This window comes from Actinoplanes sp. L3-i22 (genome assembly GCF_019704555.1).
Taxonomy (GTDB): Bacteria; Actinomycetota; Actinomycetes; order Mycobacteriales; family Micromonosporaceae; genus Actinoplanes.
Genome location: NZ_AP024745.1, coordinates 2,824,152 through 2,837,047, shown reverse-complemented (window position 1 = coordinate 2,837,047; position 12,896 = coordinate 2,824,152). Strand labels below are relative to the sequence as shown.

The following is a 12,896-nucleotide window of genomic DNA, read 5'->3' as shown; positions in this document are numbered from 1 at the left end:
ATCGATCTAAATCGTTGACGTGACACGAGCCACATCTTAGCGTTCTCTCTGAGAACTTCCGTTCGTTATGCGCACAGATTTACGGAGGAATAGATATGCGGCGGCGTTTGATCGCAGGCCTGGCGCTGGCGATGGTTGCCAGCACGGTCGCGGCCTGCGGCTCGGATAAGGACTCAGGCGGCTCCGGCACCTCGTCCGGCGGGGTGGACAACGTCACGGTCGGTGTCATCCCGATCATCGACGTCGCCCCGATCTACCTGGGCCAGTCGAAGGGCTTCTTCAAGACCCGGAACATCGAGCTCAAGCTCGAAGCCGGTCAGGGCGGCGCGGCGATCGTGCCCGGCGTGGTCAGCAACCAGTTCCAGTTCGGGTTCTCCAACCTGACCTCGCTGATGATCGCGCAGACCAAGAACGTGCCGATCAAGGCGATCGCGGCCGGCGTCTCGACGACCGGCGAGCAGAAGAAGGACTTCGGCGCGCTCGTGGTCAAGGCCGGCAGCCCGATCAAGACCGCCAAGGACCTGGTCGGCAAGAAGGTCTCGGTCAACACCCTGAAGAACATCGGTGACACCGCGACCCGCAACTCGGTGCGCCTGGCCGGCGGCGACGACAAGAAGGTCAACTTCGTCGAGATGCCGTTCCCGAACATGCAGGCCGCGCTGGAGAAGGGCGACATCGACTCCGCGTGGGTCGTCGAGCCGCAGCTCTCCGCGATCAAGGCGGCCGGTGGCACGGAGATCGCCTCGACCTTCGTGGACATCGACCCGAAGCTGACCATCGCGGCGTACTTCACCTCGCAGAAGCTGATCGCCGACAACCCCGACCTGGTCAAGCGCTTCACCGACGCGATCAACGAGTCGCTGACGTACGCCGACGGGCACCCGGACGAGGTGCGGCAGATCCTGACCACCTACACGAAGATCGACGACAAGACGCGCGCCGCCGTGATCCTGCCGAAGTGGCCCATCGAGATCAACAAGGCGTCCGTGCAGAAGGTCGCCGACCTCGGCACCCAGGACGGCATCTTCAGCAGCGCTCCGGACCTGGGCAAGCTGCTGCCGTGACATCCGCTCGCCGTGGCAACCCGGTTCTGCTCGGCTTCGCCGGGCTGGCCGGGTTGCTTCTCATTCTCGAACTGGTGCCGCGGCTCGGCCTGGTGAACGAGCGGTTCCTGCCGCCCACCAGCCGGATCGCGGCCGCGCTCGCCGACGAGGTGGGCACCGCGGTGTTCTGGCAGTCGCTCGGCGACACGCTCTACGCGTGGGCCGTCGGCCTGCTGATCGCGGTGGTCGCCGGGGTCGTCGCCGGGCTGGTGATCGGCTCGGTGCCGGTGCTGCGCGAGCTGACCGCCTCGACCGTGGAGTTCCTGCGGCCGATCCCGTCGGTGGCGCTGATCCCGCTCGCCGTGCTGCTCTACGGCACCGAGCTGGGCTCGACCCTGCTGCTGGTCTGCTACGCCTCGTTCTGGCAGGTCCTGGTCCAGGTCCTGTACGGCGTCGCGGACGTCGACCCGGTCGCCGAGGAGACCGCGCGCAGCTACCGGTTCTCCGCGTGGGGCCGGGTGCGCTACGTCCTGTGGCCGACCGCGCTCCCCTACGTCTTCACCGGGTTCCGCCTGGCCGCCTCGGTCGCCCTGGTCCTGGCGATCACCGCCGAGCTGGTGATCGGCGCGCCCGGGCTGGGCAAGGAGATCGCGACCGCGCAGGCCTCGGACGCGGTGGCCACCATGTACGCGCTGATCGTGGTGACCGGCGCCCTGGGTGTGGTCATCAACCTGCTGACTCGTACCGGCGAGCGCCGCCTGCTCGCCTGGCACCAGTCGGTTCGTGGCGAGGTGAGCCTGTGATGGCCGTACTGAAGCGAATTGGTTTTGTCGTTGCTCTTCCGCTTGTCCTGTTCGCCGGCTGGTTCTTCCTCAGCAGCGGCAGCGAGAGCTTCTACTCGCCGCCGCTGCGCACGATCCTGACCGCGTTCGGCGACACCTGGACCCTCGATCGGCTGCGCGCCGACGTGGCGCCCAGCCTGCTCCGCCTGCTCGCGGGCTACCTGCTGGCCGCCCTGATCGGGGTCGGGCTCGGCGTGGCGATCGGTCTCAACCGGCGGCTGCGCGCGACCCTGGAACCGGTCCTGGAGTTCTTCCGGGCCATCCCGCCGCCGGTCCTGGTGCCGGTGATCATGCTGTTCGCCGGGATCGGCGACGGCATGAAGGTGATCGTGATCGTGTTCGGCTGCGTCTGGCCGATCCTGCTCAACACGGTGGAGGGCGTGCGGGCGACCGACAGCGTGGTGCTGGACACCGCCCGCGCCTACGGGGTGACCGGCACCGCCCGGCTGACCCGGGTGATCCTGCCGTCGGCCTCGCCGCAGATCGCGGCCGGGCTGCGCCAGGCGCTCTCGATCGCGATCATCCTGATGGTGATCAGCGAGATGTTCGCGTCCAGCAACGGTCTCGGCTTCACGATCGTGCAGTTCCAGCGCAGCTTCGCGATTCCGGAGATGTGGAGCGGGATCATCCTGCTCGGCCTGCTCGGCTTCGCGCTCTCGCTGTTGTTCCGGCTCGCCGAACGGTGGGCGCTGCGGTGGTACGAGGGGCTGCGCGCGGCGCAGCGCCGGGCCGGTTAGGAGGGCCACGATGCTTGAAGTCAAAGGACTGCGGAAGGTCTACAGTTCCGGCAGCCGGGAAGTCGAAGCGCTTCGCGACCTCACGTTCACCGTCGACAACGGCGACCTGGTCTGCCTGGTCGGGCCGTCCGGCTGCGGCAAGACCACGCTGCTGCGCTGCATCTCCGGTCTGCTCACGCCGACCTCCGGCGAGGTCAAGGTCGGCGGCAACCCGGTCACCGGGCCGCCGCCGGGCATGGCGGTGGTCTTCCAGGAGTACGGGCGCAGCCTGTTCCCCTGGATGAGCGTGCGCGACAACGTCGAGTTGCCGCTCAAGCAGAAGAAGGTGGACCGGGCCCGCCGTAAAGAGCTGGTCGACACGGCCCTGGACGCGGTGGGTCTCAGCGGCACCGCGTCCGCGTACCCGTGGCAGCTCTCCGGCGGCATGCAGCAGCGGGTGGCGATCGCCCGCGCGGTCGCCTACGAGCCGTCGACGCTGCTGATGGACGAGCCGTTCGCGGCCGTCGACGCGCAGACCCGGGCCGATCTGGAGGACCTGGTCCGGGCGCTGTGGCAGCGGCTCAAGGTGACCGTGCTGTTCGTGACGCACGACATCGACGAGGCGGTCTACCTGGGCCGGCGCGTGGTGATGCTGTCGTCGTCGCCGACCGTCGTGCAGGACGAACTGGTCGTCGACCTGCCCGCCGAGCGGGACCAGCTGCACACCCGGGCGGATCCGCGGTTCGTCGAGCTGCGGACCCGGGTCTACGAGCAGATCCAGCTGGCCAAGAAGGCCGCGGCCAAGTAGCCCGACGGCATGGGGACGGCCCGGACCTCGATCCGGGCCGTCCTTTTTTCAGTCCAGGACCCGGCGCCGGCGGGACAGGCGGATGGCCTGACCGGAGAGCAGCGGCAGCAGCACCCCGGTGATCGCGGCGGCCAGCAGCCCGACGATGCAGACCTGCAGTTCGTTGGAGGCGGCCAGCCGGGAGGCGACCGTGAAGAACGGCTCGACCGGGTACAGCCGCATCGCCTCCATCAGCGCGATCGGGGTGAGCAGGAGCAACAGCGTCCACGCGCCCCGCGCCCGGCCGTCGGACGCGTCCCACAGCGCCACCACGACGCCGATCGCCAGCAGTGCCAGCGCGGTCAGATGCAGGACCAGCGTGGTCGGCGACAGATAGCTGCAGCAGAAGCTGTAGCCCCAGGTCGACGTCTCCCAGATGGTGCCGACCGGCTCGGACTCACCGGCGAGCGGCGCCGGCAGATGAGCGGCGGCCACCAGCACCGCGGCGACGGTGACGGCGAGCGGGGTCAGCCGGACCGGCCAGGACGGCGCGCGCGGGGCGCCGAGGGCCAGGGCGCTCAGCGCGAACAGCGGGATCAACAGGTAGGCCGGCATCGTCACCACCGGCATCCCGATCGCCCCGCGGACCAGCAGCAACGCCCCGAGCAGCAGGACCGCGCCGGCACCGGCCGCGCGGGCGACCCGGCCCGGGAACGCGGCGTAGGCCAGCACCGCGACCAGGCAGCCGAGGTAGGCCAGGGCGGCCGGCGTCCGGAACGGGCCGATCGGCGCGTTGAACGAGTAGGGCCAGAGGTGCTGGACCTCGACGGTGGCCAGGTAGTAGACCGCGATCGCGCCGAGCGCGGCCAGCGCGATCACCCCGGCCGCGGGCAGCCCGTCGGACAGGCCGCTCAGCCCGGCGACGCGTAGGCGTTCCCGCAGGCCCCCGCGGATCAGGTCGGCGGCGTCGGCCGGGCGCGGACGGCGCCGGTCGCCGGCCATCTCCAGGTAGAGGCCGACCAGCTCGTCCCCGCGCTCGCGCCGGTAGCGGGCCGGATAGGCGACGAGCAGCCGACGGTACGCCGTGGTCAGGTCACTCATGCCCAACTCACCCCGGCCTGGCCGAGGCCGTTCAACTTCGCGGTCGCCGCCTCGACGTGCCGGCGCATGCGCTCGGTCTCGGCGCGCAGCGCGCGCTCCCCGTCCGGGGTGATCCGGTAGTAGCGGCGCAGCCGCCCGTCGACGACCTCCTCCCGGTCGCGGGCGACCAGCCGGTCGTCGGCGAGCCGGTCCAGCGCGCCGTAGAGGGTGCCCGGCTTCAGCGCGACGCGCCCGTCGGACAGCCGGTCGACCTCGGTGATCAGGCCGTAGCCGTGCCTGGGCTCGTCGGCCAGGGCGGTCAGGATCAGGAACGTCGGTTCCCGCATGGGATCTGGCATGGTCGCCACTATATATCGGCCACGAAGTTATCTTCGCGTCGAGGTCACATGGATCGGAAAAGCGGGCCACGCCGATCCCCCGGCGTGGCCCGCGCTCCGTGGAAAATCAGTGCGCGGCCGCGGCCCGGATGACATCCCGGGCGCTGTCGCCGGCGGCGATCTTCCGGCTCAGGGTGCTCACCGCGGTCGGGTCCGGCTGCGGAACCGGAGCACACTGCTTGTCGGACCGGTTGCCGTTGACCCGCTTGGGCAGGGCGCCGGTCGCCAGGTAGTTCGCGATCGTGTCGTCGGTGCAGGCCACGCCGCTGAGCGAGCCGGCGTGCGTAGTGCCGCCGACGCCCTCGATCAGGACCGAGCGCGGGAAGCGCTTACGGACCTCGATCGAACCGGCGTACGGCGTCGCCGCGTCCTGCGTCTCGCTGATCAGCAGGAACCCGGGCGCCTTCGAGCCGTTGATCTGGACCGGCTTGCCCGGCTTGGTGCCCCAGTTCAGGCAGGGCGCGTTGTACCAGGCGTTGTTCCAGGTGATGAACGGGTACTTGGCGTAGATCTTCCAGTTGTCCCGCTGCCACTTGGACCAGTTGGTCGGCCACTGCACGTCGCTGCACTGGGTGGCCAGGTACATCGCGTAGTTGTTGTCGGCGCCCACGGCACCCGGCTCGGCGTAGTTCGCCAGCAGCAGCGTGGCGTCCTTCTCGTTCACCCACGCGGAGAACGCGTCGGCGACGTCCTGCCAGCCGTAGACGTAGTAGCCGGCCGAGACGAAGATGTCGTTCCACTCGTCGGGGCCGATCTTGCCGGCCGCCGGAGCGGTCCGCAGCGACTTCAGCACCGCGTAGTACTTCGCCTTGACCGCCTTGGCCGTGGTGCCGAGGTGGTAGATCGCGTCGTACTTGGCGACCCAGCCGAAGTAGACGTCCATGTTCTTGTCGAACTGGATGTCCTGGTCCAGGTTCGCGTCGTACCAGACGCGCCGCGGGTCGACCACGCCGTCGAAGATCGCCCGGCGGATCTTGTCCGGGTGCAGCGTGGCGTAGACCTGACCGAGATACGTCCCGTACGAGAAGCCGTAGTAGTTGATCTGCTTCGCGCCCAGGGCCTTGCGCAGGCTCTCCATGTCGGCCACCGAGTCGGTGGTCTTGACGTGGTCGAGCAGCGCGCCGCCGGCCTTGTCGCACTTCTTGGAATAGTCGGTGGCCTTCTTCAGCCAGGTCTTCTCCAGCGATTTGGTGACCGGCACGTAGTACGGCCGGTTGTAGCCGGCGTAGTCGACGTCGCAGGAGAGCGCCGGCACGCTGGAGCCGACGCCGCGCGGGTCGAAGCCGATCCAGTCGTAGAAGTCGCCGGCGCCGTTCGGCACGGTCTCGCCGATCACCGGCAGGCCGAGGCCGGAACCGCCCGGGCCGCCCGGGTTGGTCAGCATGACGCCCTGGTACTTGTCGGCGGTGGACTTGTGGTTGATCCGGGACACCGCGACCTTGATCTTGGTGCCGCCCGGCTTCGCGTAGTCCAGCGGGACGACCAGGAAACCGCACTGGGCGTTGCGGGCCTTCAGGCTGGCCCGGGTGCAGGTGCCCCAGTCGATGGCCGGTGGCGTGTAGCCGGAGTTGTCATGTTTCGCATGGGCCGCCGCGGCGACCGGGATCGTGCCCGCGCCGACGAGCAGGCCGACCGAGGCGGCGACGGTAGCCGCCAGGATTCTGCGCATCCCTTGCCTTCCGTTGTCGAGACGCCCGGCCGGCCTTTGGGCCGCACGGGCGATCTTTCGCAGACTAGTCATTCACACATCGAGATGCGCCACATCCGGAGCGACTATTTTCCGGACGGATCAAACGATGGCTAAGGCAAAATATAGGTACCTGACGATATGACGGGCGGGCCCATGACAAATGTCATGACCGTCGATACCTGTTTATTCGCAAGGGCCATCCCGTGCGACTTATGCCCGCCTTCTGGGTTGATATCGGAATTTCGACGCGCGGCTTCTCCCGATCCCTCCGGCGCGGGCCCGCGTAGGCCAGAATTGACGGCGCGTGACCACGAGAGGGGACTGGCATGCGGAGACGTGTGGCGTGGGCGGGGGCGCTGGCCGCGGGGGCGACCGGCGCGGTGTGGCTGTGGCGGCATCAGACCGGGATCCTGACGTCCCGGCCGGTCAACGAGTGGACCTTCACCCATCTGTCGCACCTGCTGCCGAGCGAGCCGGTGCCCCGGGCCGGCGCCCCGCGGCCGCTGCGGGCCGAGCCGCGCGGGCTGGCCGAGGTCGCCTACCGGCACGGCGGGATCCGGCGCACGCTGGCCGACCTGCATCGCCGGACGTTCACCACCGGGTTCGCGGTGCTGCACCGGGGCGTGCTGGTGCACGAGTCGTACCCCGGGCGGTTCGCCTCGCCGCGGGCCCGGTTCCAGCTGTTCTCGGTGACGAAATCGGTCACCTCGATCCTGGTCGGGATCGCCGTCGAGGAGGGGACGCTCGCCCTCGACGAGCGGGCCGCGACCTACTGCCCGGAGCTGGCCGGCACCGCGTACGACGGGGCGACGATCGAGCACCTGCTGCAGATGACCAGCGGCGCGGGCTTCTCCGAGGACTACGACGACCCGGACTCGGCGATCGTCGCCTTCGAGCGGGCGGTCACCGCCGGCGGGTCGCTGCTCGACGTGGCCCGCTCGGTGCCGCGCGCCGCGCCGCCCGGCGAGCTGTTCAACTACTCCACGATGGACAGCCAGGTGCTCGGCTGGGCACTGGAGGCGGCGACCGGGAAGTCGCTGGCGGCGTGGACCGCGGACCGGCTGTGGGCGCCGATCGGGGCCGAGCACGACGCGTTCCACGTGCTCACCCGGCGTAAGCCGCGGGTCGCGCTGGGCGGGGCGTCGCTCAACTGCTCGGTCCGGGACCTGGCCCGGATCGGGCTGCTGATGGCGCACGGCGGCGAGGTGGGCGGGCGTTACGTCGTACCGTCGAAGTGGGTTGATCGCAGCCGGGACCAGCGGCGGCCCGGAACCCTGCCGGCGGATTATCCGTCGCACTACGGCTATGCCAACCACTGGTGGACACTGCCCGGTGGCGCGTTCGCGGCGCTCGGGATCCACGGGCAGATGCTCTGGGTGGATCCGGAGGCGGACGTGGTGGTGGCCAAGACCAGCGCGTGGCCGACGGCCGACGATCCCGATCTGGACGAGGAGACAGTAGCCGCGTTGTCCGCTCTGACCGTTGCGCTGGGTTGCTCGGCTGCGTAATACTCGGCTACGAGCATTCGGAGGCGAGGGAGCGCACATGGCGAAGCGACGCAAGGTGGGCAACCTGCTCGGGTTGCACATCATGGCGACGCTGAGCATCCAGCCGATGCACCCCTACGAGATGGCCGCGCAGCTCAAGGCGTTCGGCAAGGATCAGGACATCAAGATCCAGTGGGGTTCGCTCTACACGGTCGTGCAGAACCTGGAGAAGCACGGTTTCATCGAGGCGACGGAGACGGTCCGGGAAGGCCGTCGACCCGAGCGCACGGTGTACCGGCTGACCGACGCCGGCCGGCACGAGATGTCCGACTGGGTGCGTGAGCTGGTCGGCACCCCCGAGCCGGAGTTTCCGAAGCTCCAGGCGGCCCTCTCGGTCGTCGGCGTGCTCCCGCCCGACGAGGTGATCGAGCTGCTCACCCAGCGACTCGCCATCCTCGCCGTGGAGAACGACCGGATGCGCTTCGAACTGCGCGGCCTGGTCGACCAGGTGCCGCGGCTCTTCCTGGTCGAGGCGGAATTCCGCCTGGCCATGCGGGAGGCCGAGGTCACCTGGATCACCGGGCTGCTCGGCGACCTGCGCGAGGGCCGGATGCCGGGCATGACCGCCTGGCGGCAGATCCACGAGACCGGGGAACTCCCGGACGACCTCTCCGGCCTGATGTCGGAGACGTAAGGAAAGAAGCCCCGGCCGGTGCGGGAACACCGGCCGGGGCCATGCCCCATCAACCGGCCGCGGGAACGGCCCGGCTCATCCGAGGCGTATAGCAGCAACCAGGATAACCGGGACACGGCCCGTGGCGATCTCGCGAAGGATCACCATGAGTGACGCCGTAACGGCACAAGATCTACGAAAGACCTATCCCGGCGGGGTACGGGCCCTCGACGGCCTCACCCTCACGGTCCGCGCCGGCGAGGTGTTCGGCCTGCTCGGGCCGAACGGCGCCGGCAAGTCCAGCACCGTCAAGATCCTGACCACGCTCGCCCGGCCGGACTCCGGCAGCGCCACCGTGGCCGGCCACGACGTGCTGCGTCACCCGGACCGGGTGCGCCGGGTGATCGGCGTCGTCCCGCAGCGGTCCGCCCTGGACCCGATGGCGACCGGACGCGACAACCTCACACTTCAAGGGCGGATCTTCGGCGTACGGGGAAAGCGCGTCGACGACCTCATCGAGCGCTTCGACCTCGGCGCCGCCGCGGATCGCGTGGTCCGCGGCTGGTCCGGGGGCATGCAGCGGCGTCTCGACGTGGCCCTCGCCCTGGTCCACAAGCCGGACGTGCTGTTCCTCGACGAGCCGACCACCGGGCTCGACCCGGAGGGCCGCGCCGAGATGTGGACCGAGATCGGCCGGCTCGCCGCCGACGAGTCGATGGCGATCCTGCTCACCACCCACTACCTGGACGAGGCGGACCGGCTGGCCGATCGGCTGGCCATCGTGGACGGCGGGCGGATCGTCGCCGAGGGCACGCCGGCGCAGCTCAAGGGGGAGTTGCGGGGTGACGCCGTACACCTGGAACTGCGCCTTCCCCCGGACGAGCCGCAGGCGCGGCAGGCGATCTCGCACGTCGCCGGCTTGCGGGAGGTCGCCCTGGACGGGCGGACGCTGAGCGTGCGGGCCGACGACGGCGCGGCCGCCGTCCCCGCAACCCTCGCCGCCCTGGAGTCCGCGGGCATCGGCGTGGCCACGGTGACCGTGGCGCGCCCGTCGCTGGACGACGTCTACCTGCGGCACGCCGGACGGAGGTACGCGGCATGACAACCCTTGTCGCACACACCTGGTGGATGACCGCCCGGCGGCTGAAAGTGCTGGTCAAGCAGCCCGCGTTCATCGTCATCATGCTGATCCAGCCGGCCATCTGGCTGTTCCTGTTCGGCACCTGTTCCGCAAGGTCGTCGAGATCCCCGGCTTCGGCGGCGGCGACTACCTGGACTACATCGTCCCGGGCGTCGTCGCGATGACCGCGGTGTCGTCGAACATGTGGTCCGGCATGGGCGTCCTCGATGAGATCGAGCGCGGCACGATGAACCGGCTGCTCACCACGCCGGTCGCGCGCGGGGCGATCATGAACGCGATGGTGCTCGAACAGGCGCTGTCGACCGCCGTGCAGGTGGCGGCGATCATCCTGCTCGGGCTGGCCGCCGGGGCGGCGTACCCGGGCGGCGCGCTCGGCCTGCTCGTGCTGATGGTCTCCGCGCTGCTGCTCGGCACGATCTTCAGCGCGCTGTCGAACACCGTCGGCATGCTGGTCCGGCAGCGCGAGACGATCATCGGGATCAACACGTTGCTGCTGCTCCCGCTGACGTTCCTGTCGTCCGCGTTCATGGCGTCGACGCTGATGCCGTCCTGGATGCGCCGGATCGCCGACTTCAACCCGGTGAACTGGACCCTCGACGCCGCCCGCGCGGCCATGCGGGACACCCCGGACTGGGGCGTGGTCGCCAGTCGCGGCGGATGGCTGCTGCTCCTGGCGGGAGTGATGGTGGTGCTCTCGACGCGCACGTTCCGCGCGTACCAAAAATCTGTTTAAAGGCTTTTTATTGCCTATGTCCGCTGGGGTGCAGATCGTCGCTCCCGCGGGGACCCTTCCGGGGTCTCGCAGGGCGCCAGGGCGCCAAGAACGCGAGACCCCGCAAGGGCGACGTCCGAGGGTGGTTGCGGTTTACCGAAAAACCCCAGGGCGTCGTGCTCGTCACCGCGGACTTCTCTAAAGGTGGGCGCGCGGGGCCCGATGATGCGGCCGTCCCTGGACCGGAACGGAAACGGAGACCGCACCGATGACGAGCCCCGCGCAGCCTGCCGGCTGGTACGCCGACCCGAGTGGCCTGCCCGCGACCCGCTGGTGGGACGGGCGGCAGTGGACCGAGCACCTCCAGCCCGGCCCCGCCGTCCTTCCCCCGACCGCGGGTCTCGGCGGCTACTTCCCGCAGGCGGCGCCGTCCGGCCCGCTGGTGCCGGGCGCGCACACCGTGGTGCCCACCGACCCGGACGCCGCGGAGATCTTCGCCGTCCAGTCGACCGGCGCCGCTGGCGCGGCCTTCCCCGCGACGCGGACCGCGACCGCCTCGGGCGGCGGCCTCCCGGCCCCGGCCGCCGAGCAGATCGACTACGCGATCCCACCGGTCGACGGCGGCACGTCGCCGGCCTCGATGTTCCTCACCAACGACCACCCGGCGCTCTCCCCCGCCGACGCCCTGTCCGCGTTCGGGAGCAGCCCGGCGGACCCGGACCGGCGCCCGACCGCCCGGCACGCGGCCGGCCTGCTGACCCACCCGCTCCTGCTGTCCACCCTGGCCGTGGTGATCCTGGCCGCCCTGGTCGTCTACGCCCTGCTCCTGCGCTGACCCCGGCCCGTCGCCGGCACCGGCCCGTCGCCGACCCCGCCCGAGCAGCACGGATCCGGTCTGCGGCACCGGTCCCTCGCACCGTCGCCGAGCAGCCCGGATCCGGTGTCGGCGACCGGACAGGGGCCGAGGGCCGCCGAACGGACTTGAAATCCGTCCGGATTGGGTACCTGATGGATACCAAAGGCAGTGAACGATCATGGATGGATACGGCGCGGGCCGTGCCAGGCTCCCGCTGACGTGGTCCCACTGCCCGGCCGGCGTCCCCGGGGAGGTCCACGATGGCCGAACACGCGGCGGCAGATCGACGCCGGAGCTGGCTGATCGCGCTCGCCGCGGCAGCCCTGCTGCTGATCCTGCTCGCCCTCACCCTGTCGTTCTGTCAGAACACCTCCGCCGACGACCGGACCACGGCCGCGCCCGGCGCGAGCGGGTCCGCCGAGACGCTGCCACCGGTCTCCGGGCCGGGCACCCTGTCGCCGAAGACGACCGGGCCCGCGTCGCCCGCCGCCTCGGCGACCGGAGACGGCGACAAGAACGTGGCGCCGGCGACCACCACCCCGCTGGCCACCAAGTCGGCCACGCCGAGCAAGAAGCCCAGCCCGAAGCCCAGCACGAAGCCGGCCACCACCAAGGCGACACCGGCCGGCGGCGTGGACGCGGGCGGCGGCGCCGGGCTGACCGGGCGCCGGTCGTCGCTGCTGGTCGCCGGGGTGTTCCTGCTGGTGGCCGCGTTGGTCACGGCGCGGTTCGCGATCGGCCGCGCGGCGCGCGACTGACGGCGTAGCCACCACATGTCGCTGCCGCCGCGCTCCCCGCTCCGGATCCGCAATCCGCGCGCCGCGGCGTTCTCCCTGGTCCTCGCGGTTCTCGGCGCCACCGTCACCGTGCTCGGCCTGTTCACCGACGACGCCCTCCCGCCGCCCGAGGCCGCGGCACTGACCTGGGACAACGTCCCCGCGCCGAGCGCCACCACGGCGACCCGGAAGCCGGCGGCGAAGCGCGGCCCACCGACCCGGCTGGACATCGCGGCGATCGGCGTGCACACCCCGATCACCGCGATCGGCCTGCGGGACGACGGCACCCTGGACACTCCGCCGCTGCGCTCGGACGCGCCGGCCGGCTGGTACCGGGGCTCGCCGGCGCCGGGTGACCCCGGCCCGGCGATCGTGGTCGGGCACGTGGACACCGCGCGGGACGGCCCGGCGGTCTTCTTCCGCCTGCGCGAACTCAAGGTGGGCGACACCATCGCGGTACGGCGTTCCGACCGTACCGTCGTGCGTTTCACCGTCGTCAAAGTCGCGAGCTACCTGAAGAAGGCCTTTCCCAGCGAGGAGGTCTACGGCTCGACGCCCACCCCGTCGCTGCGCCTGATCACCTGTGGCGGCTCGTTCGACCGCGACCGGGGCAGCTATCGGAGCAACATCGTGGTCTTCGCGACGGCAACGCCATAGGGCCGGTGAAAGAGAGCGCTCTCGGTACCGGTTCCGGC

The 12,896-nt window shown here is 70.4% G+C and carries 15 protein-coding genes; 12 read left to right on the top strand and 3 right to left on the bottom strand.

The features are described from left to right. Positions 1 to 95 precede the first annotated feature (95 nt). The 4 genes from L3i22_RS12640 to L3i22_RS12625 are packed head-to-tail and all read left to right on the top strand — an operon-like array spanning position 96 to position 3,409. Positions 96 to 1,064, top strand: coding sequence for an ABC transporter substrate-binding protein (locus L3i22_RS12640; RefSeq protein ID WP_221327154.1), 969 nt, complete (start codon positions 96 to 98; stop codon positions 1,062 to 1,064). Beyond that, positions 1,061 to 1,846 (top strand): ABC transporter permease, encoded by a 786-nt coding sequence (locus L3i22_RS12635; RefSeq protein WP_221327153.1) that lies wholly within the window; start codon positions 1,061 to 1,063, stop codon positions 1,844 to 1,846. The genes L3i22_RS12640 and L3i22_RS12635 overlap by 4 nt, the downstream gene beginning before the upstream one ends. After that, positions 1,846 to 2,622 carry an ABC transporter permease gene (locus tag L3i22_RS12630; protein WP_221327152.1) on the top strand — a complete coding sequence of 259 codons (777 nt, stop codon included), beginning with the start codon at positions 1,846 to 1,848 and terminating at the stop codon, positions 2,620 to 2,622. The genes L3i22_RS12635 and L3i22_RS12630 overlap by 1 nt, the downstream gene beginning before the upstream one ends. 10 nt (positions 2,623 to 2,632) lie before the next feature. Beyond that, a complete protein-coding gene (locus L3i22_RS12625) occupies positions 2,633 to 3,409 on the top strand; it encodes an ABC transporter ATP-binding protein (RefSeq protein WP_221327151.1) in 777 nt (258 codons plus the stop codon). Between the two features lie 48 nt (positions 3,410 to 3,457). Here L3i22_RS12625 and L3i22_RS12620 read toward each other — a convergent pair whose 3' ends face one another. The 3 genes from L3i22_RS12620 to L3i22_RS12610 all read right to left on the bottom strand — a co-directional run bounded on the left by L3i22_RS12620 (position 3,458) and on the right by L3i22_RS12610 (position 6,535). Further along, positions 3,458 to 4,489 carry a hypothetical protein gene (locus tag L3i22_RS12620; RefSeq protein ID WP_221327150.1) on the bottom strand — a complete coding sequence of 344 codons (1,032 nt, stop codon included), beginning with the start codon at positions 4,487 to 4,489 and terminating at the stop codon, positions 3,458 to 3,460. Further along, complete coding sequence (locus L3i22_RS12615) at positions 4,486 to 4,827, bottom strand: PadR family transcriptional regulator (protein ID WP_221327149.1); 342 nt, start codon at positions 4,825 to 4,827, stop codon at positions 4,486 to 4,488. The genes L3i22_RS12620 and L3i22_RS12615 overlap by 4 nt, the downstream gene beginning before the upstream one ends. Positions 4,828 to 4,933: 106 nt before the next feature. Next, entirely contained in the window at positions 4,934 to 6,535 is a 1,602-nt protein-coding gene (locus tag L3i22_RS12610; protein ID WP_221327148.1) for an alpha/beta fold hydrolase, read from the bottom strand. 347 nt (positions 6,536 to 6,882) lie between these two features. Here L3i22_RS12610 and L3i22_RS12605 point away from each other — a divergent pair, with 347 nt between their 5' ends. The 8 genes from L3i22_RS12605 to L3i22_RS12570 all read left to right on the top strand — a co-directional run bounded on the left by L3i22_RS12605 (position 6,883) and on the right by L3i22_RS12570 (position 12,858). Continuing rightward, positions 6,883 to 8,064: a serine hydrolase gene (locus L3i22_RS12605; protein WP_221327147.1), complete on the top strand. Its 1,182-nt coding sequence runs from the start codon at positions 6,883 to 6,885 to the stop codon at positions 8,062 to 8,064. Positions 8,065 to 8,101: 37 nt separating this feature from the next. After that, entirely contained in the window at positions 8,102 to 8,737 is a 636-nt protein-coding gene (locus tag L3i22_RS12600) for a PadR family transcriptional regulator (RefSeq protein ID WP_221327146.1), read from the top strand. 145 nt (positions 8,738 to 8,882) lie between these two features. Continuing rightward, the gene (locus tag L3i22_RS12595) at positions 8,883 to 9,818 is read left to right on the top strand and encodes an ATP-binding cassette domain-containing protein (RefSeq protein ID WP_221327145.1); all 936 of its coding nucleotides are present in this window, start codon (positions 8,883 to 8,885) and stop codon (positions 9,816 to 9,818) included. Beyond that, positions 9,815 to 10,021, top strand: a complete 207-nt coding sequence (locus tag L3i22_RS12590) for a hypothetical protein (RefSeq protein ID WP_221327144.1) — start codon at positions 9,815 to 9,817, stop codon at positions 10,019 to 10,021. The genes L3i22_RS12595 and L3i22_RS12590 overlap by 4 nt, the downstream gene beginning before the upstream one ends. Next, complete coding sequence (locus tag L3i22_RS12585; protein WP_221327143.1) at positions 10,018 to 10,590, top strand: ABC transporter permease; 573 nt, start codon at positions 10,018 to 10,020, stop codon at positions 10,588 to 10,590. The genes L3i22_RS12590 and L3i22_RS12585 overlap by 4 nt, the downstream gene beginning before the upstream one ends. Positions 10,591 to 10,837: 247 nt before the next feature. Further along, entirely contained in the window at positions 10,838 to 11,404 is a 567-nt protein-coding gene (locus tag L3i22_RS12580) for a DUF2510 domain-containing protein (protein ID WP_221327142.1), read from the top strand. A 281-nt stretch (positions 11,405 to 11,685) separates the two neighbouring features. Beyond that, positions 11,686 to 12,183 carry a hypothetical protein gene (locus L3i22_RS12575; protein WP_221327141.1) on the top strand — a complete coding sequence of 166 codons (498 nt, stop codon included), beginning with the start codon at positions 11,686 to 11,688 and terminating at the stop codon, positions 12,181 to 12,183. Positions 12,184 to 12,198: 15 nt separating this feature from the next. Continuing rightward, entirely contained in the window at positions 12,199 to 12,858 is a 660-nt protein-coding gene (locus L3i22_RS12570; protein ID WP_221327140.1) for a class F sortase, read from the top strand. The last annotated feature ends 38 nt before the right edge of the window (positions 12,859 to 12,896 follow it).